This is a genomic window from Photobacterium damselae, from assembly GCF_003026815.1.
Taxonomy (GTDB): Bacteria; Pseudomonadota; Gammaproteobacteria; order Enterobacterales; family Vibrionaceae; genus Photobacterium; species Photobacterium damselae.
This window is the reverse complement of sequence record NZ_PYOG01000026.1, coordinates 31633-53940: the sequence shown is the minus strand read 5'-3', so window position 1 is coordinate 53940 and position 22308 is coordinate 31633. Positions and strand designations below refer to the sequence as shown.

21 protein-coding genes are annotated in these 22308 nt (G+C 39.5%); 9 read left to right on the top strand and 12 right to left on the bottom strand.

Annotated elements, in window-relative coordinates; genetic code table 11:
* Nucleotides 1–295 precede the first annotated feature (295 nt).
* Together CTN07_RS17890 and CTN07_RS17885 are read left to right on the top strand one after the other, a co-directional pair.
* The gene (locus CTN07_RS17890; protein ID WP_005304183.1) at nt 296–2215 is read left to right on the top strand and encodes a BCCT family transporter; all 1920 of its coding nucleotides are present in this window, start codon (nt 296–298) and stop codon (nt 2213–2215) included.
* A gap of 133 nt (nt 2216–2348) precedes the next feature.
* The gene (locus tag CTN07_RS17885) at nt 2349–3860 is read left to right on the top strand and encodes a bifunctional GNAT family N-acetyltransferase/carbon-nitrogen hydrolase family protein (RefSeq protein WP_005304186.1); all 1512 of its coding nucleotides are present in this window, start codon (nt 2349–2351) and stop codon (nt 3858–3860) included.
* An 87-nt stretch (nt 3861–3947) separates the two neighbouring features.
* Here CTN07_RS17885 and CTN07_RS17880 read toward each other — a convergent pair whose 3' ends face one another.
* The 4 genes from CTN07_RS17880 to CTN07_RS17865 form a co-directional block, all read right to left on the bottom strand.
* A complete protein-coding gene (locus CTN07_RS17880; RefSeq protein WP_005304189.1) occupies nt 3948–5099 on the bottom strand; it encodes a M20 aminoacylase family protein in 1152 nt (383 codons plus the stop codon).
* Between the two features lie 60 nt (nt 5100–5159).
* Nucleotides 5160–6140 (bottom strand): DMT family transporter, encoded by a 981-nt coding sequence (locus CTN07_RS17875; protein ID WP_005304192.1) that lies wholly within the window; start codon nt 6138–6140, stop codon nt 5160–5162.
* Nucleotides 6141–6272: 132 nt separating this feature from the next.
* Nucleotides 6273–7070 (bottom strand): maleate cis-trans isomerase family protein, encoded by a 798-nt coding sequence (locus tag CTN07_RS17870; protein WP_005304193.1) that lies wholly within the window; start codon nt 7068–7070, stop codon nt 6273–6275.
* A 78-nt stretch (nt 7071–7148) separates the two neighbouring features.
* Nucleotides 7149–8315, bottom strand: a complete 1167-nt coding sequence (locus CTN07_RS17865) for a M24 family metallopeptidase (RefSeq protein ID WP_005304196.1) — start codon at nt 8313–8315, stop codon at nt 7149–7151.
* Between the two features lie 330 nt (nt 8316–8645).
* On the opposite strand from CTN07_RS17865, the gene CTN07_RS17860 reads away from it, so the two are divergent.
* From CTN07_RS17860 to dpaL, 3 genes are all read left to right on the top strand, one after another.
* Nucleotides 8646–9323 carry a helix-turn-helix transcriptional regulator gene (locus tag CTN07_RS17860; protein ID WP_005304198.1) on the top strand — a complete coding sequence of 226 codons (678 nt, stop codon included), beginning with the start codon at nt 8646–8648 and terminating at the stop codon, nt 9321–9323.
* 23 nt (nt 9324–9346) lie between these two features.
* The gene (locus CTN07_RS17855) at nt 9347–9733 is read left to right on the top strand and encodes a RidA family protein (RefSeq protein ID WP_005304200.1); all 387 of its coding nucleotides are present in this window, start codon (nt 9347–9349) and stop codon (nt 9731–9733) included.
* A 74-nt stretch (nt 9734–9807) separates the two neighbouring features.
* A complete protein-coding gene (dpaL, locus tag CTN07_RS17850) occupies nt 9808–10977 on the top strand; it encodes a diaminopropionate ammonia-lyase (RefSeq protein WP_005304204.1) in 1170 nt (389 codons plus the stop codon).
* Between the two features lie 74 nt (nt 10978–11051).
* Here the strand turns inward: dpaL and CTN07_RS17845 are convergent, their stop codons facing one another.
* A complete protein-coding gene (locus CTN07_RS17845) occupies nt 11052–11714 on the bottom strand; it encodes a deoxynucleoside kinase (RefSeq protein ID WP_005304207.1) in 663 nt (220 codons plus the stop codon).
* Nucleotides 11715–12027: 313 nt separating this feature from the next.
* Here CTN07_RS17845 and CTN07_RS17840 point away from each other — a divergent pair, with 313 nt between their 5' ends.
* Together CTN07_RS17840 and CTN07_RS17835 are read left to right on the top strand one after the other, a co-directional pair.
* Nucleotides 12028–13320, top strand: coding sequence for a lipopolysaccharide biosynthesis protein (locus tag CTN07_RS17840; RefSeq protein ID WP_005304209.1), 1293 nt, complete (start codon nt 12028–12030; stop codon nt 13318–13320).
* Nucleotides 13321–13439: 119 nt separating this feature from the next.
* Nucleotides 13440–13922 carry a hypothetical protein gene (locus CTN07_RS17835; protein ID WP_085999149.1) on the top strand — a complete coding sequence of 161 codons (483 nt, stop codon included), beginning with the start codon at nt 13440–13442 and terminating at the stop codon, nt 13920–13922.
* 61 nt (nt 13923–13983) lie between these two features.
* Here the strand turns inward: CTN07_RS17835 and CTN07_RS17830 are convergent, their stop codons facing one another.
* From CTN07_RS17830 to CTN07_RS17810, 5 genes are all read right to left on the bottom strand, one after another.
* Nucleotides 13984–15075: a nickel/cobalt transporter gene (locus CTN07_RS17830; protein WP_005304212.1), complete on the bottom strand. Its 1092-nt coding sequence runs from the start codon at nt 15073–15075 to the stop codon at nt 13984–13986.
* A 22-nt stretch (nt 15076–15097) separates the two neighbouring features.
* A complete protein-coding gene (locus tag CTN07_RS17825) occupies nt 15098–15733 on the bottom strand; it encodes a DUF1007 family protein (RefSeq protein ID WP_225314592.1) in 636 nt (211 codons plus the stop codon).
* 246 nt (nt 15734–15979) lie between these two features.
* Entirely contained in the window at nt 15980–16435 is a 456-nt protein-coding gene (locus tag CTN07_RS17820; protein WP_036765403.1) for a MarR family winged helix-turn-helix transcriptional regulator, read from the bottom strand.
* Nucleotides 16407–17426 (bottom strand): DUF2955 domain-containing protein, encoded by a 1020-nt coding sequence (locus CTN07_RS17815; protein ID WP_005304218.1) that lies wholly within the window; start codon nt 17424–17426, stop codon nt 16407–16409. Before CTN07_RS17815 ends, CTN07_RS17820 begins: the two co-directional genes overlap by 29 nt.
* A 12-nt stretch (nt 17427–17438) precedes the next feature.
* The gene (locus CTN07_RS17810; protein ID WP_005304221.1) at nt 17439–18488 is read right to left on the bottom strand and encodes an HlyD family secretion protein; all 1050 of its coding nucleotides are present in this window, start codon (nt 18486–18488) and stop codon (nt 17439–17441) included.
* Between the two features lie 140 nt (nt 18489–18628).
* Between CTN07_RS17810 and trmY the strand changes: the two genes are divergently transcribed.
* Complete coding sequence (gene trmY, locus CTN07_RS17805; RefSeq protein ID WP_005304224.1) at nt 18629–19228, top strand: tRNA (pseudouridine(54)-N(1))-methyltransferase TrmY; 600 nt, start codon at nt 18629–18631, stop codon at nt 19226–19228.
* A 22-nt stretch (nt 19229–19250) separates the two neighbouring features.
* Nucleotides 19251–19733 carry a GNAT family N-acetyltransferase gene (locus CTN07_RS17800; protein WP_036765407.1) on the top strand — a complete coding sequence of 161 codons (483 nt, stop codon included), beginning with the start codon at nt 19251–19253 and terminating at the stop codon, nt 19731–19733.
* Nucleotides 19734–19879: 146 nt separating this feature from the next.
* Here CTN07_RS17800 and CTN07_RS17795 read toward each other — a convergent pair whose 3' ends face one another.
* Together CTN07_RS17795 and CTN07_RS17790 are read right to left on the bottom strand one after the other, a co-directional pair.
* A complete protein-coding gene (locus CTN07_RS17795) occupies nt 19880–20866 on the bottom strand; it encodes a Gfo/Idh/MocA family protein (RefSeq protein ID WP_005304227.1) in 987 nt (328 codons plus the stop codon).
* 21 nt (nt 20867–20887) lie between these two features.
* Nucleotides 20888–22036, bottom strand: a complete 1149-nt coding sequence (locus CTN07_RS17790; protein ID WP_005304230.1) for an iron-containing alcohol dehydrogenase — start codon at nt 22034–22036, stop codon at nt 20888–20890.
* Between the last annotated feature and the right edge of the window lie 272 nt (nt 22037–22308).

Here is a 22308-nt window from a genome sequence, read left to right as displayed (position 1 = left end):
ACGAAATAATGATATTTTTTGAAGTATAATCAAATTCACTTTTATTTTTACATTTTCATTTCATAAATTATTGTGTAATTGATTATAAAATTAACTGAATAAAGCAATTTATATATAAATAATTAGCAAATTGGCATTGAGTAATTAGAAATAATTCTATATTGGAATTTTGTTGTTTTATCACATTTTAAAATTAAAATATCTTGTTGTTATGATTAAAAAATTAACTTGTTATCAATGAGTTAAATTTACATTATCGAGTTAACTTTGGAGTGCGTGTAGTAAGGAGACTCAAGTGATTGCTCGCAAACTTAACTTCCAACTGATTGACCGTCCCACCTTTTTCGGGGCTTTAGGTTTATTAATATCAACTGTTGTTCCGCTATTACTTTTTCCTAAAGAAGGTGCTGAATGGATAGCAATTGCTAAATCATTTATGACCGATAAATTAGGTTTTTTATATTTGGGACTTGGCGTTGCTGCATTCTTTTTTATGATCTATATCGTTTTTTCTGATATTGGTCAGATTAAATTAGGGGATCCAGATGAAGCGCCAGAATTTAAAACAGCATCTTGGGCTGCCATGTTATTTTGTGGTGGTATTGGTGCCAGTATTTTATATTGGGGGGCGATTGAATGGGCTTATTACTATCAAAGTCCACCGTTTCAGTTAGAACCTGGAAGTGAAGAGGCCGTTCGTTGGGCTGCGACGTATGGTATTTTTCACTGGGGACCGATTGCATGGTCAATTTACTTAGTGCCTGCATTGCCGATTGCTTACTTCTTTTATGTTCGTAAACAACCTGTTTTAAAAGTATCGGCGGCTCTGATGCCTGTTATTGGTGAAGCTCGTAGCCATGGTTGGGTCGGTAAACTAGTTGATGTTCTTTTTATCTTTGGTCTATTAGGTGGTGGTGCCACAACATTAGGTCTTGCTGCACCGTTGATTACTGAAGGTGTTAACTATCTATTTGGTGTGCCAAAAACAACTGAAACTCAAGTTGTTGTACTGCTGGTTTGTACTGCAATTTTTGCTTACTCTGCTTATGCGGGAATGGAAAAAGGCATCAAATTACTCAGTAATATTAACTTTTGGGGCGCGTTAGGGTTATTGGCCTTTATCCTGATCTGTGGTCCAACTATCTTTATGCTAGAAACTGGTCTCGATTCATTAGGCCGTATGCTTTCTAATTTCTTTGTAATGGCAACATGGGCAGAACCGTTTGGTGGTTATGGTTCATTTGCTGATACCCATTTCCCTCAAGATTGGACTATTTTCTATTGGGCGTGGTGGCTAGTTTTTGCTCCAAGTATGGGTCTGTTTGTCGCTCGTATTTCACGTGGGCGCACGATTAAGCAGATGGTTACTGGTTCTATCTTCTTTGGTTCTATGGGCTGTTTCCTATTCTTTATGATTTTAGGAAACTACGGTTTATCACTGCAACTTTCTGGGGCTTTGGATGTTGTTGGAATTTTAAATGCAGAAGGCGCAACAAAAGCGATCTTCTCTATTTTAGAGCAACTGCCATTTAGCACATTCGTTATTGCGGCCTTTACTGTGTTGTGTTTAATCTTTACTGCGACAACTTTCGACTCGATCTCATACATTTTGGCTTCTGTTGTGCAAAATAATGTGACTGAAGAGCCGATGCGCTGGAACCGATTATTCTGGGCGTTTGCGTTGTCGTTCATGCCTTCTGTTTTACTCTTTATGGGGGGATTATCTACTCTGCAAACGGCAGCCATTGTCGGAGGTCTTCCGCTGTTAGTTATTGCGGTGATGTTGATGGTCTCTGCGGTGAAAGCGGCAACTCTCGACTTATCGCATCAAGAAGGATACGAAGATCCAACCATTAATATTGAAGAGTTGCCTGATGTCGATCCATGGTCCAAAGAAGGCATGGCGTTAGCGAAATTTGAGCAATTACGAGATGCAGCGATTGAAGCGGCTGATGCTGAACGTGAAGCGCTCAATGCGATTTGGAAACTGAAGAAAAAAATGCGCGCAGAGGCATTATCTCGCGGTGATTCTGGTTATGAACTGGGTGATTTACCACAAGAAATGCATGACGAACTTGAGCAACTAACTGATGCCGCGATGAGTGCTAAAGATGCTAAATTAGCAGCCTCAGAACAAGCTCAAGAAGCACGAGTAGCATTTAACGACATTATGAAGCAAAAAATACTAGCGGAAACACAAGAGCAAACCGTTTAAGTGATTGTCAGCTATGATTAGAATTTAAATGGAATAATAAAACGGCTTAAGAGAACTTGAGCCGTTTTTATCGTTAAGTGTTTTATGCAGAGAGTGCTTAACGATAAATACGAAAAGGAAAGGATGCTGCAGGATGGAACGCTCAGAGACTTTATTGAATCTACGTGTAATTGAAGCCAAAGATTACCCACAAATTGCCGAGTTAATGGACTTAGTTTTTCATGATGTGGGTGGTGCTTGGCCGCGTATGACAATTATGGATCTTATCCATCAATTTCCTGATGGACAGGTTTGTATTGAAGATAATGGTAAAATTATAGGTGCGGCGCTTACGATTAAAGTGGACTATAACCGTTTTTCTTCAAGCCATACGTATGATGAAATTATTAATGAACATAATGTGGTGCAGCATAACGGCAATGGCGATGCGCTCTACGGATTAGATGTATTTGTTCACCCCGACTACCGAGGACTGCGTTTAGGTCGACGTCTGTATGAAGCTCGACGTGAAATGTGTTTTAGCCATAATTTAAAGGCTATTTTGGCTGGTGGCCGCATCCCAGGTTATAAAAAAGTGGCGCATGAAATGTCGGTGGTAGAATATATTGAACAGGTAAAGCGTCGCCAACTTCATGATCCTATTTTGTCGTTCCAATTGGCAAATGGTTTTGATGTTAAGCGTATTATGAAACGCTATTTGCCTGAAGATGACAGCTCTCAAGGTTATGCTACCTTGCTTGAGTGGAACAACTTTTTCTATGAGGATGAAGTCGAATCGATTCATGATGTTGAAAAAACAGTGGTGAGGTTAGGTGTTGTTCAATGGCAAATGAGAGCCATGTTATCACTGGATGATTTATTGGATCAGGCTGAGTTTTTTGTTTCCTCATTGTCTAATTATCAAGCTGATTTTGCTCTTTTCCCTGAGTTTTTTAGTGCCCCCCTTATGGGATTAAAAAAGGATCAAACCTCAGTTGAAGCCGTGCGTTATCTTGCACAGTTTAGTGAAGAGATCAAAAATCGATTTTCCCAATTAGCGGTAACCTATAACATCAATATTATTGCGGGTAGTATGCCTGTCGTTGATGGTGAACATCTTTATAATATCGCTTATCTGTTGCATCGTGATGGTAAAATTGATGAACAATGTAAAGTGCATATTACCCCGCATGAACAGAAAGATTGGGTAATTGATGGTGGTAATAAAGTTGAGGTGTTTGAAACTGATGCTGGCAAAGTGGGCATCTTGATCTGTTACGATGTTGAGTTCCCAGAATTGGGTCGAATACTGGCAGAGCAGGGTGTTCAAATTCTGTTTGTGCCGTTTTGGACTGATACGAAAAATGGCTACTTACGAGTTCGAATTTGTGCTCAAGCTCGTGCTATCGAAAATGAGTGTTATGTCGCGATTGGTGGCAGTGTAGGCAATTTACCACGAGTTGATAATGTGGATATTCAATATGCGCAATCTGCCGTATTTTCACCATCAGATATATACTTCCCACATGATGCGGTGATCACCGAAGCCAGTCCTAATACTGAAATGATCATTTTTGCTGATGTGGATTTAGATAAATTGAAATCCCTAAACCGAGAAGGTTCTGTGACCAATCTTCGTCACCGTCGATTAGATATTTACGGGTAGAATAGGATAATTGAAATGAAAAGGCCCATCAGATTGATAATGATGAGCCTTTTTGAATATGCTATAAGATGTTATATCGATAGGGGGTTACTGGTTTAGTTGCTGTTCAACCAGTGTTTGCCAGAAATTAACGCCCGACATTAAGATATTATCGTTAAAGTCATAATGTGGATTATGCAGAGCGGTACCGCCACACTCCCCAACACCATTACCGACTAAGATGTAACAACCTTTTGCTTCGCGTAGCATGAATGAGAAATCTTCACTGATGGTAAATGGCTGACAACTACCGTTTACTTTATCTTCACCTGCAACCGTAAGGGCCGCTTTTACTGCATGATCTGTTTCTTCCGGCGTGTTGATCGTTGATAAAAAGCTATTATTGAAGTTGTATTTATAATCAACTCCAGCAGCCATACATTGTCCTGCTACAATACGCTCAATTGCTTTTTCTATTTTGTGTAGTGCTTGGTCTGTAAAGCTGCGTGTATCGCCTTTAATGGTCACTCGAGATGGAATAACGTTGACGGTTCCATTTGTTGCAAATTCGGTAACTGAGATAACCGCTGTTTCATCAATGGCACTTAAATGACGAGAAACAATGGTTTGTAGTGCTAATACGATTTGTGAGCCAACTACAATAGGATCGGTACCCATATGAGGCATTGCAGCATGTCCACCTGTTGCGATCACTTCAATTTCAAAGCTACTTTCGCTTGCCATAATAGAATGAGGGCGAGTAACGAAATGACCTTCAGGAATCCCTGGTAAATTGTGCATGGCATATACGGCATCAATATTCCAGCGAGTAAATAGGCCGTCAGCGATCATTGCTTTTGCTCCAACCCCGTGCTCTTCACCTGGCTGGAAAATAAAATACACAGTACCATCAAAATTTTTACTTTGAGATAATTGGTAAGCAGCGCCTAATAACATTGCCGTATGGCCATCGTGACCACAAGCATGCATTACACCATCATGAACAGAGGCATGAGCAAAGGTGTTTTTTTCACAGATATGAAGTGCATCCATATCTGCTCGAAGACCAATAGAACGTTCACTATTACCACATTTTAAAATACCCACAACACCTGTTTTGCCGATATTTTTATGAACTTCTAATCCAAACTCTTCTAATTTTTGTGCAACAAACGCTGAGGTCATCTCTTCTTCAAAACCAAACTCAGGGTGTTTATGAATATGGTGACGCCATTCAGTTACGATATTTTTAATGGTCATGTGTGTTACCTCAGTAGTGCAAGAGCGCAGCTATATATTCTAGCTGCGCTAATTTCTTGTTTATGCTTTTTGTGTAGTAAGTTCTGTTGCTGATGATTTTTGCTTTTCTGTTTCTTTTGCTTTGTCGTTACCAAATTTCATGAACATCATCATTGATACGATTACCACGGCAATGGCAAGTAGACGCATCGGTGTAACCGATTCACCTAGAGCAAAGACAGCAAGAACAAAGGAAGAAAGAGGCATTAGGTTGAGTGCCATACCAGTGCCATCAACACCAACACGTTCCATTGCGTAGATATAGATTAAGTAACTAATACCAGAGATACCAACGCCTAATATAGTGATACACAGAATACGAAGTGGAGAACTAAAGATACCTAGGGCAGAACTTAAATCGGCGCCTGTAAATACAAGGTACAAACCAAAGCCAATAGAAGCGAAAATAAATTGATGGAACATGGTCGCTACAGAACCGTATTTCTCTGCAAGTTCTGCACGAGCATAAGCCATAGTTGCAAAGCTTGCTGCGCTACCAAAACAGATTAAGTGACCAATATTAAAGCCATTTGTTTCTGATTTTGGATCCATTACCAAGATAGCTACACCAACAAATGCTCCGACTGCTGCGACCATCTGAAGTGTTGTAAAACGTGCATTATGGCGGAAAAAACCAACTGTTAGAATTAGGATTGGGATCAGGCCTTGAATAACGCCATTTTCTGATGCTGTAATGTAATCCAGAGATAGGAAGGATAGAAAACTAAAAGCGCCTTGGCCGATAATGCCACAAGCTGCCGACCAAATGATATCGTGGCGATTTTCCCAATTGAGTTTGAAATCTTTTTTCTTTTCTAGCTTTCCAGTAGCAATACCTACATTTAAAATAATCGCTAATGTTAGAAATGCGATTGTATATCGGGCCCAAACCAAGACTTGAGCATCCATCACTTTAAGAATCGGTGTACCGACGATCCATGGAATACCCCATAAAAGACCGATGAAAATTGCTGCTGTCCAACCCATTGCTGTACGGTTCATAATTTAAATCCTTTAACATCCATTAAATTTGAGACGAAAGCCCCCGTAAGCTGAGTTCTTCAGCCTAATTCCATCACTATTTATGGGCTTCGTTAACCTGTAACGCTAGCTTGTGGTGCGACCTAAAAGGAGCTATTCAACGTCTAAATTGCGTTGCTCTGTTAGGTTTAATAAGCGGCCATATCCTGGGCATGATGCGGTTTTGCCCGTAAGGTGTAATGCATGCCAAAACATGGCTGAATTACTACATACGACAGGAATATTAAATTGGTCTTCAATTTCTTGGATATGGTCTAAAACTCGTAGGTTAGTACATGACATAAACACTAAATCAGCACCTGAATTAGGTAGAATTTGCGCTAAAGCTGTTAGCATAGATTCTTTGGAGACAGTTGTAATATCAGTATCTCGTTCAATACCTAGAGAGCCCAGAACTACAACTTCAAAACCAGCATTGGTCAGTTGTTGATATAAGGGGAAGTTAACTTCTGTTGGGTAAGGCGAAAATACGGCGATTTTCTTTGCCCCTAAATGTTTGAATGCAGCTTTGGCGGCTGTCCATGGATTTGTTGCTGGAATATTGCCACGGTTCTCTGTTAGTAATTGAGCAACGCGTTCTTCACCAATAATAATAGATGCGGAGGTGCAACCAAATGCCATTACATCCATCGGTAACCCATAGGCAATTAAGTCAGAGCCTTCACTAATACCACTGGCAATATTATCTAGTGCCTCCGGTGTCATTTCACTGTTATAGAAAATGCGGGTACTAAATACAGCAGCTTGAGAACCCAATAATTTAGCCCAATCCATTTCTAATGAATGATCCGTACTTAACTGAACAAGTCCTATATGAGTTCGGTCGATACGAGGTGCAGCAATATAGCTTAACGGTTGTTCGAATTGTTTAAATTCATCTAAGGTATTCATAGGGTAGAGGTACTCTTCTTTTTGTTATTTTGTTTTTAGAGGGGAGCACGTCACTCCCCTTAGTTTATTGATAAACGATTATTGAATTACGATAAGCTCTGGTTCTGCGCGTTCAGAAAGCCATTGCGCGCCATCTTCTGTAATCACAATGTTTTCTTCATGCACCATTGATTTACCTGGTGCGTATACCATGCCTGGTTCCAACGTCATCACCATGCCAGGTTTTAAAATAGTATTATCTGTTGCGGTATTTGATGGGCGTTCAGTGAGCTCCATACCTAGACCATGGCCTAGTCGACCTACATCATTACCAAGTGCACCATTTGCTTCTAATACCGACCACATTGCATTGTAAATATCGGTTGTTGTTGCACCTGGTTTCGCTGCTTCAAAGCCTTTAGTTGTTGCCTCATATACCGCACGATACGCCGCTTTTGTCTGCTCACTTGCTGAACCAAATGCCCAGTTACGGTCAAAGTCAGAGAAATAACCATCACGTACCGCACCTGTATCAATGATCAACACATCGCCCTCTTCGATAATACGATCTGTTGGACCCATAATGATGCTGTCGTAGCCGTCTGGACCTGAACCTGCAATGATGTAAGGACATTCATCTGCGCCTTCCATTAACATATCAATACGGAAACGTTTACAAATTTCGCGCTCTGTCATACCTGCCTTTGCATATTCTGGAACTTTTGCGAAACCAACATTTGTAATGCGACAAATCTCTTTTACTTTGGCAATTTCAGCCGCAGATTTCACTTGGCGAATTTCATGCATAGGCAGCGATACATCAACGAAGGATTTTTTTACTAGCGTTGTTAGCTTTAGGTAGTTATTTACTGGCATGCGCAGGTGTGACTCGATGCCAAGAGTTGCACCAACACGACCAAAGCGACAAGGTAAAGAATTAAGGAAGCTTGCAACAAGGCTAATTCCATCATCTTCTGGGCGAGGTGAAGGCCAAGTAATGATGTTATCAATCCATGTACCAGCCATACCACTTGCGCCAATTTCAGGGATGATAGCTGTTGGCTTACCTTCGGCTGGAATGACTAAAAACCACGGGCGAGTTGGACTATGCCAAAACTGAGTATGAAAACCAGTAAAGTAGCGAACATTAGGCTCTGTCGTAAATAACATGGCATCCAGCTCTAGTTCACGCATTACTTTTTGAGCACGAGCAGTACGTTGTTCAAACTCAGCTTGCTCAAATCCACGCATTAGATAGTCATTCATCTAGGTATTCCCTCATTACATGATACGGTTACAACAAGTTAACTTTGAATTGTTATGGTTAACTATTGTTGACGTTATGCTGCGCAGTTTACGTATTTATGAACTGAATAATGTGACTAAACTCTCACGGTTAACTTTTGTGACCTCTAATGGGTGGTAGAACGTTTTGATTGGTGATGTCTGTCAACTTTTTTGAACTTTAGTTGCTTTTTGAGTTGCTATAAAGGGGATTTTAGCTTCTTATAGTTAACGAATTTAGATTTTAGAGACAAAAGGTGATAATCTTTACCTTAATGTTTTATCAATTTTAGTTAACAATAGTGACTTGTTATGAGTACCAAGACTTTAGATTCACTCGCAACCAAATTCAGTGACAGAGACAAAGAAATTTTGACTTCTTATTTTCGACTTGCTGATACCATTGCAGATTTTATTGGGCCTCATAGTGAAGTGGTGATTCATTCATTTGAAAACTTCGAAAAATCAGTTGTGAAGATTGTGAATGGTCATCATACAGGTCGAACTTTGGGTTCACCGATTACGGATTTAGGGTTAAGAATGCTAAGTGCGTATGAGAAGACTGGAGAAGTGACTCCAAAAAGTTATTTCACTCAAAGTAAAGACGGCTCGCTATTGAAATCGACAACTTGCATTCTAATGGGTGAGAACAACCGACCAATAGGTATGTTTTGTATCAATATGAATTTGTCTTTCCCATTTCCAGAGATCATTAAAACGTTAATGCCAGATATGGGACATAGCACAATGGCGGTGAGTGAGAACTTTAGCTCTTGTGCTAACGACGTTATTGATCATGCTCTCGACCACGCAATAACTGAAATTGAAAACGATGTCTCAATAAATCTGAAAGGTAGAAATAAAGCCATTACGAAATTATTGTTTGAAAACGGCATCTTTGAATTAAAAGAAGCGACAGCAATTGTTTCTGATCGGCTTGGAATTACTCGCCATGCCATTTATAAATATTTGCGCGAGTTTAAATCTTAGTTACGGATAGCAAGAGACAAAACATGAAAACTCAAATTCACACAGATTCAGCACCTGCAGCTATTGGTCCATATTCTCAAGCGTTAGCATTTCAAGATATCGTTTTCACATCAGGCCAATTACCGCTTGATCCTGAAACGATGGCTTTTGCTGAAGGGGATATTAAAGAGCAAGCTCGCCAATCGCTAACAAACTTAAAGGCGATTTTAGAACAAGCGGGTGCATCTATGGACACCGTTCTTAAAACAACGTGTTTCTTATCTGATATGGAAAACTTTGCCGCATTTAATGAGGTGTATACAGAGTTTTTTGGTACTGAAATTGCGCCTGCTCGCTCTTGTGTTCAGGCTGCTCGCTTACCAAAAGATGCACTAGTAGAAGTAGAAGCAATCGCCTTTATTAAAAAGTAATCTTCTGAATCTCAAGGCAAGTATTTAATTTCTTGCCTTATCCCTCTATTCTTGCGACATATAAAGTGAATGCCATGTTAAAAGTCTCTCAAAACTCTTATTTTTCGGGTCAAACTAGCCCGTTATTTACTCAAGAAATGGCGAAAGAAACGCGTACATTTCATCAAAAAATTGAAGGTTATAGCCCAACACCGTTAGTATCTTTGCCAAACTTAGCCCAGCTTTTTGGTGTAAAAAGTATTTTAGTAAAAGATGAATCTAAACGTTTTGGTCTTAATGCATTTAAAGTTCTGGGTGGATCCTATGCATTAGGACAGGCTCTGGCTGAACATCTTAACGTTGATATTAATGATATCGATTTAAAAACAGTCGCTTCTAAGCTTGAGCAACCATTAGTATTTACAACGGCAACAGCCGGAAATCATGGTACTGGTGTTGCATGGGCTGCTCGTGAGATGGGTCAAAAAGCAGTTGTTTATATGCCTAAAGGTTCTCCACAAGCGAGTGTTGAACGTATTCGCGGCTTAGGAGCTGAATGTATTGTGACAGATGTAAACTATGACGATACTGTTCGCCTTGCTAACAAAACCGCAGAAGAAAATGGCTGGATGCTAGTTCAAGATACAGCCTGGGAAGGTTATGAGCAGATTCCAACATGGATTTCGCAAGGTTATATGACTATGGCAGATGAAGCTCTTGAGCAGGCTATAGCTCTTGCAGAACAACCAACGCATATTATGCTTCAAGCAGGTGTGGGTGCTATGGCTGGTGGCGTTTTAGGTTACTTCGCGGATGCATTAGGTTCTGATAAGTTTACTGCTATTATTGGTGAGCCTGCGGCGGCTGATTGCATTTATCGCTCTGGTATTAAGGGGGAAATGGAAAACGTATCTGGCGATCTTACATCGATTATGGCTGGCCTTGCGTGTGGTGAACCAAACCCTGTGACGTGGCCAATTTTACGCGATTGTAGTCACTCATTTATTTCTGCAAAAGATGAAGTTGCAGCTCTGGGTATGCGTATTTTAGGTAATCCATTAGCTGGTGATAGTGTTGTAACAAGTGGTGAATCAGGTGCACTATCTATGGGAATTCTGCATCAATTGATTACAACAGAAGATGGACGTCAGCAGGCTGAGAAAATGGGTCTAAACCGTGATTCAGTTATTATGATTTTTAGTACGGAAGGAGATACCAATCCGGAACGTTATCGTCGAATCGTTTGGACTGGAAGTGCTTGTTAATACGATATTAACTGACATATCCTAATCGCATAAACAAACCGCAAGAGTCGCAATAATTCTTGCGGTTTTTTGTTTTAAGCAATATTAGCCATAGGAACAAGAGGCAGCTGTAATGAACGCAGCTTCTCTACGAGATTATGTAGGCTTTCCGGGTTATCCCAGTTAATTTCGATCAATTGTGTGCCCATTTTTCGGCAAACTTGAGGTAATACAGCATCGTGGAATGCACTAATATCAGTCAAATAATCTAAGGTTAATGATGATTCTTCTTCACGACCGCGTTGCTTCATACGCTTAAAAGCAACACTTGGATCTGTTTTTAGATAGATACAGTAATCGATGGTTGGATAATCATGGATTTTTGCAATTAGGTGCTTATAACAGTCCATGTGAGTTGCAGCATCTTCTGGTGTATTTTCATAGTTTGACATACAAGCATGCGTAAACACTAAGTCGCTTAATAGTGAACGCTCAATGATGTATAACCCATCAGAATCTAACCCTTTTAATAGGTTAGCTCGCTGAGAGGTGATGTAGCGCTGAAAGTTATTACGAGCATGAACATCGGATGGATTATGGCTAAACAGTCCTAATAAACGCTGAAACTCAGGATCTGTATCGGCAGGCTCAAGAATAGGTGTCGCTTGTAAAATTGCTGCTAATTTTGGCAGTAATGTTGACTTACCTGAGCCAATATTTCCTTCAATACAGATGATGGTCGGTTTAATGCTTGTCATGATGATCTCTGTCCTATCTAAAGTGCGGCGCAACAGTAACCCATTTCACAACAATATGTAATACCTTGCTCTCTGTTTCATATTAAAATTATCCATATATAGTTGTTATGATTAATTTACACACTATATGTTGTGTTATTTCCAGTTGTATATGAAGCTAAGAAGAAAATAGAAAGTTAAAATCTAGCAAGGAAAAGTAACAATAATGTACGGCGAATAATAATATTTCGCATTTATGAGGTGTGAATTGAGATCAGTAGGCCAAAATACGATAAAATAACACGGCATTTTATAACTTTTGCGTATTAAATTTATGGAACAACAATCAACGTGTGCACCTGAGCCAGTTGACTCCTTAACTAAATTACAAAAAGCGTTTATCACGGGTATCTGGGCGACGTTAGCCAGTATTTCGGTCAGTTTTCTGTTTAAGGTGTGGCTAGCTCAATGGGTCGCCAAAAGTGACTTAGCTTTATTTAACTCAGTCGTTGATATCATTTCTTTGTCGTTGATTTTGATGACAGGGTTTCGTTCATCTATGGTCGTTAGCTTTAGTCAGACTAATAACGATCGCGATATTATTAATATATTTCGTTTCAGTTTGATCGTGATGGTATTGATCACTTGGGGAATTGTGATCCCCTATATCAAACATGAGCTGCATATTAATGTCAGTTATTTTGAAATGGTAGGTGTGATCATCGGGATGGGGATGAAGGTCTATTTTACTAACCTGATTGCCATGTACCGTTTGTATCATATCTCGAATAAAGTGACTTGGATTGAGCCCATCTCCAATGTATTGATCTTTTTAGTTTGCTATTACGGTTTGCATTTCACTGCTTTGGCTTCCCTGTTTTATAGTATGATGTTGTCGTCACTAATCGTGGCTCACTATATGTATTGGCAGCGACGTAAAGAGATTGCAACCAAGCCAATAACAAATGTTCAGTTGAATTCAGATATGATCAACTACATGAAAAAAAGCTTTACTGCCTCTTTAGAAGCAGGCGCAAGTATCTTAATGATCTATATCGCGGTTTTACTTACTATCACCCATTTTAGTATTGATGAATTGGGGGATTTTCAAGTTGTAGTACGTCCAATATTTACGTATATGACTATGTTATTTGTCTTTCCTATTTATCGTTTTGTATTGCCAGAACTCTCGGTCTGTGTACGACAAGGTAAACATGATGAGATCAAAGCCATTCGCCGTTGGGTCTTTAAATTAGCCTTTATTGTTAGTGCTGTATTTTTTGCTTTAATGCTATTTTGGGGCAATGAGATTGTGATGTTTATTTTCCCTCCACAATACAAAGGCGCTGTTTTAGTTCTCTTTCACTTCTCAATGTTTTTTGTTTTCATGATGTTAAACGCTTATCAATTGGCGTACATCAAGGCTCATGGAAAATTTACATTAAGCTTAATGATTCGTATCAGTGGTATCGTAACTTTAGTCGCAGCTTATTATATTCTGTCTGAATTTACTGCCAATGTGGTATCAATCATTGTTGCGCTTTGTTTAGGTTATGTGATGATGTTTATTCTCTCAACCATTGAAGAGAAGAAGATCTTGCGCGGGTATCAACAACAAGATACCTGATAATAAATTGAATTTATGATCGATATAAAGAGAGTGAGTTAGCCATAATTCGCTCTCTTTTTTATTGTTCTCTCATCAGCAAGGATGCTCTCATAAACAATGATAGATGAGAGAATATAATGAACAAAAAATGGTTAGCTATTGCTTTATTAATGAGTACATCTGCCTCTGCTAATATCCACTTTTCTCCAGATATTAAATTAGGTCCTTATTATTTAGGACTCGGAGCTCAAGTTGGGCTACAAGATGTGATGAGTGTTGAAAGTGTTTATGGCAGTTTTGGCTATATGGATTCAACATTTTTATCAGATAAAGAAACCATGTCACACTATCGTATAGGGACTCAATATAAAGAACAATCAAAGGGAATATATTCAGTCCAGTTAGAAGCGGGAGTGGCAAAATACAAAGGGGCTCGCTATTACTGGCGTGATAAGGAAACAAAAGAATCTTACGGCCCAAGTATTGCGGGGGCTTTAGTTTTTAATAACAGCTCTCCTTTTCAAGTGAGGGTTGGTGCAGAGTTGTCGTATTTCAAAAAGTCATATTTACCTAGCCGTTTAGCGCCTAATGTAACATTAGGTATTTTGATGCCGCTTTAATTTGAGAATTGCACCTTATCAATATTATTTAAATGATATTGATAAGGTGCTGATTTGATTATCACAAAACTGGCGAGATCCCAGCGCTGTGACTACTCACAAGTAATAAACCAAAGAGCACTAAAATAATACCGCCAATTAGTTGAGCCCAAGTACCTGCTTGACTGTTGCTGTTAGGGTTATGGTTTAGATAGCGTTTAACCAACGACTTTCCGGTGATGGTCATAATCGCAATAATAGAGGTGGTCATAGCTGTACCTAATGCCATAACAAAGGCACTCACGACGCCTAACCAATAGATACCAACCATATTTGCAAACAGCAAGACCATGACTGCACCAGTACAAGGCCGGATACCGATACTGAAGATAATGCCTGCGTACTCTTTCCATGTTGTCGCGTTATTTATCTCGTCAGCGCTAACCACATGCTTATGACCACAACCACACACTCCATTATTATCATGTTGATGGGTATGGAACGTGGTAGAAGCAAGTGCAGGCGTGGGTTTGGTATTGACTGCATTTATAGAGTTTGAGCTTGAACTCTGCAAAGGTTTGATTGCTGAAATAGTGAATTTTGGAGCTGATTTATCCGCTAATTCTTGCTGTTTAATCTCTGGGGGTGTGGAAAATTTTGCTTGAATCAGCTTTTTAATCGCTTTTAATCCAACCCAAGCGCCAAGAGCAACAACAGCAAAAGAGCTAAATAGAATAAATTGATCGGCTTGGCTACTGATCTGTCGCATTGAAGCATTAAAAACAGCCAGTAAGATTGAGACTAAAGCAACAGCCACCACCGCTTGCATGAGTGCTGAAACAATAGTCATGGTTAAACTGGCTTTGATCTTGGTTGGATTGGTCGCTAAATAGGTTGTAACGATCATTTTACCGTGCCCAGGACCTAAAGAGTGTAGAGCACCATAGATAAAGCTTAAACCTGCTAATGAAATGCCTGCCGCTAAGCTATTGTTTTTCGCATCATAAAGCAGATCACTTAATTGACCATTGATTTCGCGTTGCCATTTTATACTGCTGAGTACCAAACTAGGCCATACCTGCCACAGTTCGTAACACGCCAAGCCAATTAAGCCTAGAATAACCACAATTGATAGCCACGAAGACTTGCGTGATGATGTTTGAATCTGTTCCATGTCGTTCTATTTACATCCTGTCTTAGCTCGATGGTTTACAATGTAAACGTACTGTTTGAGTAAATAATTGCCCTAATGCATTATCAGGATCCGCATCTGGCGGTAGGGACATTGCATAACTCATTTGTTCTGGCGTTGGGTTTGGTTCAATCATTTCAGCATTACAAACGGCTGCTAGTTCAGGATCTAAAATAACGTCTTTGCTTTTTTTCCATGACATATCAACATAATAGCTTGGCTCAAATATCAATACTTTTAAGCTATCTTTGGTGAGTGGTTGTGGCTTAGATAATGGAAGATCAAATGTTAGGGTAAGTTTAGTTCGATTTTGGGTTAACTCACCATTTTCAGCCAACTTATATTTGATTGGTTGTTCACCATTATAAAAGTAGGTGAAATAGTGTTCGTTGATCATATTATGCATCACCGAATCGCCTACTTGTTTGAGTGTCTGAGCTTTGTGATCTGGTGACATGTCTTCGCCATCGAGCATATAGGCAGACGTCATCGCATCAAACGTCCACTCCATAGTAAATCCTGTAATTTGTTGCTCTGTACCATGGATATAGGTTTTCATATCTATCCATGAGTGGGGGTGGGCTAATCCGGCGCTGGAATAAAGCAGTGTTGCAGCAATAGATAGCCAGCGAAATTTCATTTTTTTGCCATCAGAAAGCATAATGATGCTCAACCTTGTCATATTTATTACATTTATGTGTGATGTTATAACATATGTGTGTAGTAGGGAAAGACAAAGGAAGGTAAAAAATGAAGAGAGGATAGATAACTTGTTAGAATGAGCTAATTAAAAAGACAATTAAGCTCAGCATCGATATTCCATCTTTCCTACCGATTTTGAGCTTAACGATTTAGGTATACCCAAATAACTTCAACACATTACAGCTTATATAGTCATAAGATCTTCTCGAATTAACTTTTTGCTTAGTTTTAGCATTAATGCGTATTCATCATCAGATAATGGTGAAAAATAATCGCTCACAATAGCTGATACGATCTTATTGGCTTCTTCTTTTACTTGTTGACCTTTATCTGTAATAACCAGTAAGCGTACTTTTTTATTGTTCTCACTTTTTTTTACATTGATCAGTTCACGCTTAATACAGTTATCCACTAGGCGTTTTGTGACAGAACGCTCACGGCATAGCGCATCAGATAGCGTTTGTTGTGGGACTTCTCCTAAATGTGCTAATACTCGTAATGCCCCAAGCATTTCCAATGTAATATCAAACTGGGTAGCTAATGCGTGAGTAGTTAGCGTTCTAAACTGTTTATAAGCAAGCCCCATAATAAAGGGAACGCTTCTATCAAGATCAGGAATGTGCGTTATGGGTTTGTCCATTGTGCTCTCGTGTTTGGGTTAATCGATGGAATAGCCATAAAATACCTAGAGTGACCGCCAACTCCCATCCTCGCAAAAAGGTGCTTGATAGGCCTAGTTCACTGCTGTTCATATATAACTGTAATGGCAGTACGGTGGCTAACAAAATGTCCGCATGTGTATCTCTTTGAGCTGGAGTATCGTCATTATGCATTTGATCTGCAATGATATAAAGCAATACAAAGAGAGCGATACCATAAATGAAGAACATGTTTTGGTGCCCTGTCATCAAAATAGAGAAGATTGCAGCGATGGCACATCCTCCTACCTGAGTCCAAAAACGACCTTTGATGACTTTTAAATAATTCTGGCGATTAAATTGAGTTGCAGCCGCAATAACTGGCACCATACAAAAAGCGGCAGAGACCAAATTAACGATCATCAGAAAACCGAGTCCGATCCCCATCAAACTTATAGAAACTAGTCGATGTTCAAAGGTAATGGGATATGGTTTAAATTGAGGTGGCTTTGTCCCTTTTGCTTTAGGTAATAGCCATAACATACCTTTAGTAACAACCGCGGTAATAACCATCGCAATAAAAATTTCATGAATACGCTCTGGCATATTCATTGTGGTATGTTGAGCAAAGACGATATTTAAAATCCAGTTAATTGTAGGCATAAACAGTGCGCCAACTTTTGGTGGGGTATCTGCTTTTTTCCTCAAAGTATCAAATAATAAGATACTGATTGTCCATATAATAAATGGATGATCTCGAAAAATTTCAGTTGTGATAATGGCCAGTGTTGCTGAGATCAAAGTTGGAAATAGGCTTTTGAATAACCCCCTCCAACGATAATCTTTTACTTTTGTCATCACAATGGCAGGATATAACGCCAAATATACAGGAGAGTTTAAATGGAGCAATTTACCCAGCATCATGCACACTGTAACCGTTAGAGCAACACGAAGGGCATCTTTGTTATTAATAATGTTATTAAACCACTTCATTGTTAACTCCTATTAATATACGTAACGGAATAGGGCTACACAGTGAATCCAAATACGACTAATAGCATCAATAATCGGGTTACCGTTTTTGACTACCACACTCGCACGAGCACCGGATATTAAGTTGGTATCTAATTGCTGAACGTCAATACGAGTTCGGATTTTCTGCTGCTCTCGGATCCAGCGGGTATCATTAGCAACGGTTGATAAACGTGTCTCAGGATTGTTGGCATCGTAAATAGCATCATCTTTATTTTCAATCACCCCAGTAAATACTTGCCCTGGTAACGCATCAAAGCTAATTGAGACCTGAGTATTAGGTTGTAAATGCGAAATACCTTTTTCGTTAAAATCTGCACTTAACCAGCTGTCGTTATTGTTCACTAAAAAAAGAACTGGAGTGCCACTTTTAACATAAGTTCCTGTTTCTATTTGTAAGTTACTGATAGTTCCAGATGTTTGAGCAACAACCTTAGTATGAGTTAAATTCAGTTCTGCTTGCTGTAATTTTGCTAAAGCTAACTCAACTGCTGCACTGTTTTTATCGCCAGCTAATTGCGCTTTAATACGAAGAACTTCAGCTTTGGCTGCAGCAATAGCGCTTTTGGCAACTTGTTCAGTTGTTTGAGCGTTATCCAACTCTTGACGGGTTGTTAAGCCTTTCTTATTCAGAGCCTGATAGCGGTGCAGTGTATTTAACGCATTGTGCCACTGGCTGTTTTTCTGTGTTAATCCCTCTTTAGCTGAAGCGAGTTGTTGCCACATAGCCAAGTTTGAATCTTGAGCTTGTTTTAACTCAGCTTCTGCTTGAGCAACAGCAATCTGATATGGCTTAGGATCAATGGTAAATAAGATCTGACCTTGTTGAACGTTCTCTCCATTCTCAACATTAACGTGAGTGATAACCCCAGAGACTTCAGGAGCAATATTGGCAACAGGTTTATATAAAGTCGCTTGTGTCGTAAAGGGGGCAACATTATCTGAAATCAGTAAAAATGCTGAGAAAGCCAAAGCACACCCAACCACAGAATAGAGAATAGTTTGATAAATTTTTTCTTTCATATTGTTACCCATACAACAAAATACAGGGCTAGTATAACCAATAATGTTGTATGAGCAACAAAAAATATAAAATAGATCGCTAATTTGATCATAACCGTTGATAATATGTGGCAAGGTAACTGATAAAAAAGAGTAGATTGATGAGAGCTTTTGTTGTTCGGGCGCGTGCTGCGTCTACAGATAAAGACACGTTTGTAGCTGCGGTTGGTCAAGAAGATCATTCTGAAATTTTGGCACATGTATTAATGAATGCCATTTTCACCGCGCAATCTCATCGTGATGATGTTGTTGTTTATTTAGTGTTAGAAAGTACGCGCGATTTTTCACGCACCATTCGTTTTGAGTCGAGTAAGATCCACAATATTGGTGGTTTTCACGAAGCGGCGCTTATTAATAAAATTGCAGGTGCATTAGGTGCATCTGTTGGTATGGCAAAAGAGCAAGTAAGAGAAGTTGAATCGGGTATTACTGTAGAAACAGTGAGTTTTGAGCGCCTTGTTCAGCGCTTAGCTGAAGATTATCAACTATTCTTATTAGATAAAAAAGGCACTAATTTCCGTGAACAGGAACTAGAAGGCGATCTTTGTTTCTTATTAACGGACCATATTCCGATGCCAAAGAAAACCATTAATAGCTTAAAGCGTTTAAATACATTGCCAATCAGCTTAGGTCCAAAAATGCTGTTTGCTTCTCAGTGTATTGTGCTAATTCAAAATGAGCTGGATATTCGCGGTTTTTAATTAGGTAACATAAGGTGATTAGATGAAGATTGTCGACGTAACACCATCAAATATTGAGATTTATTATAATCTAACACAAGCTTATGAAGCCGAATTTTCTCCGCTCACCAAGAAATTTCCTGATCAGAAAGGTAAGTTTGCTTTAGATACGGAAATCGGTGGAAATGTGAAAGGCTTCTTACTCTATATTGATGAGCATCCTGCTGGTTTAGCGGCTATTGCTGTTGATGAGGCAGAAGATGGATCTCTTCATTGCGAAGTGTGTGATTTCTACGTAGTTCCACTATTTCGTAAAAATAAAGCAGGACAGCGATTCGCCCATCAACTGTTTGCAATGATGCCTGGTGAGTGGGAAAGTAAGCAAATTGAAGGCGCGGAGCATGCCATTGCTTTCTGGCGTCGAGCAATTGGTGCTTATACCAATGAGCAATTCATTGAGGATATCTACTCAGATCCTTATTGGGGAGAGGTTACTCGTCAACGTTTTACCGTTTCGGTTGCCTGAGTAAGAGAGAGTTCATATCCAGATAAAAGAGCCATTATTTTAATGGCTCTTTTTGTTTCTATTTAATACCTAAATTATTTTCGCTAAATCTCGAATCTCGAATCTCGAATCTCGAATCTCGAACTTGGATATATTGTGTCCAGTCGTTATTCGATGATGTTATCCGCTGGAAATATTACCCCTGTTTGACGCCGTATCTCTGTTAGTACTTTTGCGACAATAAGCGATCTTTGCTGTTCTTTAGGATCTATTTTCCCCTGCTGTATCCGTTGGGCAAAAGCGTGTGCTTCATAGAACATAGAGTTTGAATGTTGAACTAAAGTCAGATCGGTTTGAGCGCCCTGGCGACTGATTTTAGTTACGCCTCGTCCGGTAGATATCATATCAACCAGTAAGTTTGCATCTTCACCTTGAAACTCACTTGGGACATAAGAATTACTGATTTTTGAGTGCATAATTACTACATCAAATTCCTCATAGCCCAGTAATACACAGCCACTACCATCCACTCCCGATTCTAAGAGGTGAGCTGTCGCTTTTATAGTTTGCGGTTCGCCAAAAAGTTCAATAGCGCTTGCGACACAGTAATAACCAATATCGACAATTGAGCCATTAGAAAACTCAGGGTTAAAGGTATTGGGATTCTCACCATTTAAATATTTTTGATAGCGAGAAGAGTATTGGCAATAACTAATTTGTGCTTTTCTAAGAGCTCCTAGACTAGGTAATTGATCTTTAATTACCTGAAAGTTAGGCTGATAAGGAGACATAAAAGCTTCAAATAACACGACGTTATTGCTGTGGGCAGCCGCAAACATTTGCTGTACTTGGTTATAGTTTGAGCCTAATGGTTTTTCACAAATAACGTGTTTGCCCGATTGCATAAGTGTTATGGCTTGTGGGGCATGTAATGCGTTTGGACTGGCAATATATACCGCATCAATTTCTGTATCGTCTGCCAGTTGTTCTAACTTGTCATAGTAATGGGTGGCATGATATTTCAAGCCAAACTCTTGTGCTCGTTGTATATCTCTTGAATAAACAGCCTTGAGTGAAAATTGTTCGGTGGCAAGAGCCACTTCAACAAATTGATCGGTGATCCAATTGGTTCCAACAACAGCAAGCTTGATCATAATCTTCCTTGGATATTATCGTTATAGTACAAATTCTAAAATGGCGCGGCTGCGCGATAAAGTCACAGTTTGATGCTCACCTTCTGTGGTCATCCCATGTTTTTGCATGCCTTGTAGCACGATATCAATAGCATGATGATCGAGACCTTCTTCCGCTAATGATGTCGGCATCCCCATCTGTTGAAAAAATGAGATGGTATGGGTAATAGCTGAATCTATTCTTTCTTGTTCTGTGCCTTGTGTAAGACCAAAAATGCGTTCGCCATATTGTAAAATTTTCGCACTTTTTTCAGTACGACACTCTTGCATAACACCTGGCAGAACAATACTTAAGGTTCGGCCATGGTCAATACCAAAGTGTGCCGTTAACTCATGACCAATATGGTGACTGGTCCAATCTTGAGGAACACCTACACCGATAATACCATTGAGCGCCTGAGTCGCTGCCCACATAATATTGGCTCGAACATCGTAATTTTCAGGATCAGCAAGTGCTTTTGGACCTTCTTCGATCAAAGTATGCAATAGGCCTTCGGCAAAACGGTCTTGAACTTTGGCATCGACTGGGTAGGTAAGATACTGCTCCATCACATGAACAAAGGCATCAACAACGCCGTTAGCCGTTTGTTTCGCAGACAAACTAAAAGTGGTTGTAGGATCCAAAATCGCTAACTGGGGTTTCAAACTTGGAGAACCAAATGAGAGTTTGTCATTACCTCGAGAGATAACAGCGCCGCTATTTGTTTCAGAACCTGTTGCCGGTAGTGTCAATACACAACCTAATGGAAGAGGGTCATGGAATGGTGCTTTCTTACTTAATAGGTTCCAAGGCTCATCGGTAAAATGAACGGCGGCTGCGATAAATTTTGTGCCATCGATAACAGAACCGCCACCTACAGCAAGAAGGTAATCATAGCCTTGTTCTCGGATTACTGTAACGGCTTGCATTAGAGTGTCGTACTGAGGATTGGGTTCAATACCGGAAAATTCGCCCCATTGGAAACCGTCAAGAGCTCGGCTTACTTGCTCGTAGACTCCGTTTTGTTTAATTGAGCCACCACCGTAAATGACCAAGACCTTCTTCTCTTTAGGAATCGCATGCGAGATCGCTTCTATTTGACCTTTCCCAAAGAATATTTGGCTTGGACTAGAAAACGTAAAATTATTCATGGTGATATTTCCGCTAAGCAGCAACAAGTAAATTGAATTTCATCTAAGATAAAACATTCTAATGAAAATCTCGAATTTGCTAAGTGTGTAAAATAACGCAAAAAAACATTTTATTGTGATCTTTTGCGATTTGTTCACCTTAGAACTATCTGTTTAAGGTATGATTGAAGGCCGTGATAGCGGAACTAATTGATTGTTTTTCTGTCATATTTGGACTAAAACCTAAGACAAATTGAAATTATGGCTAGCAAGTTGTCATAGAATAAAAAAAA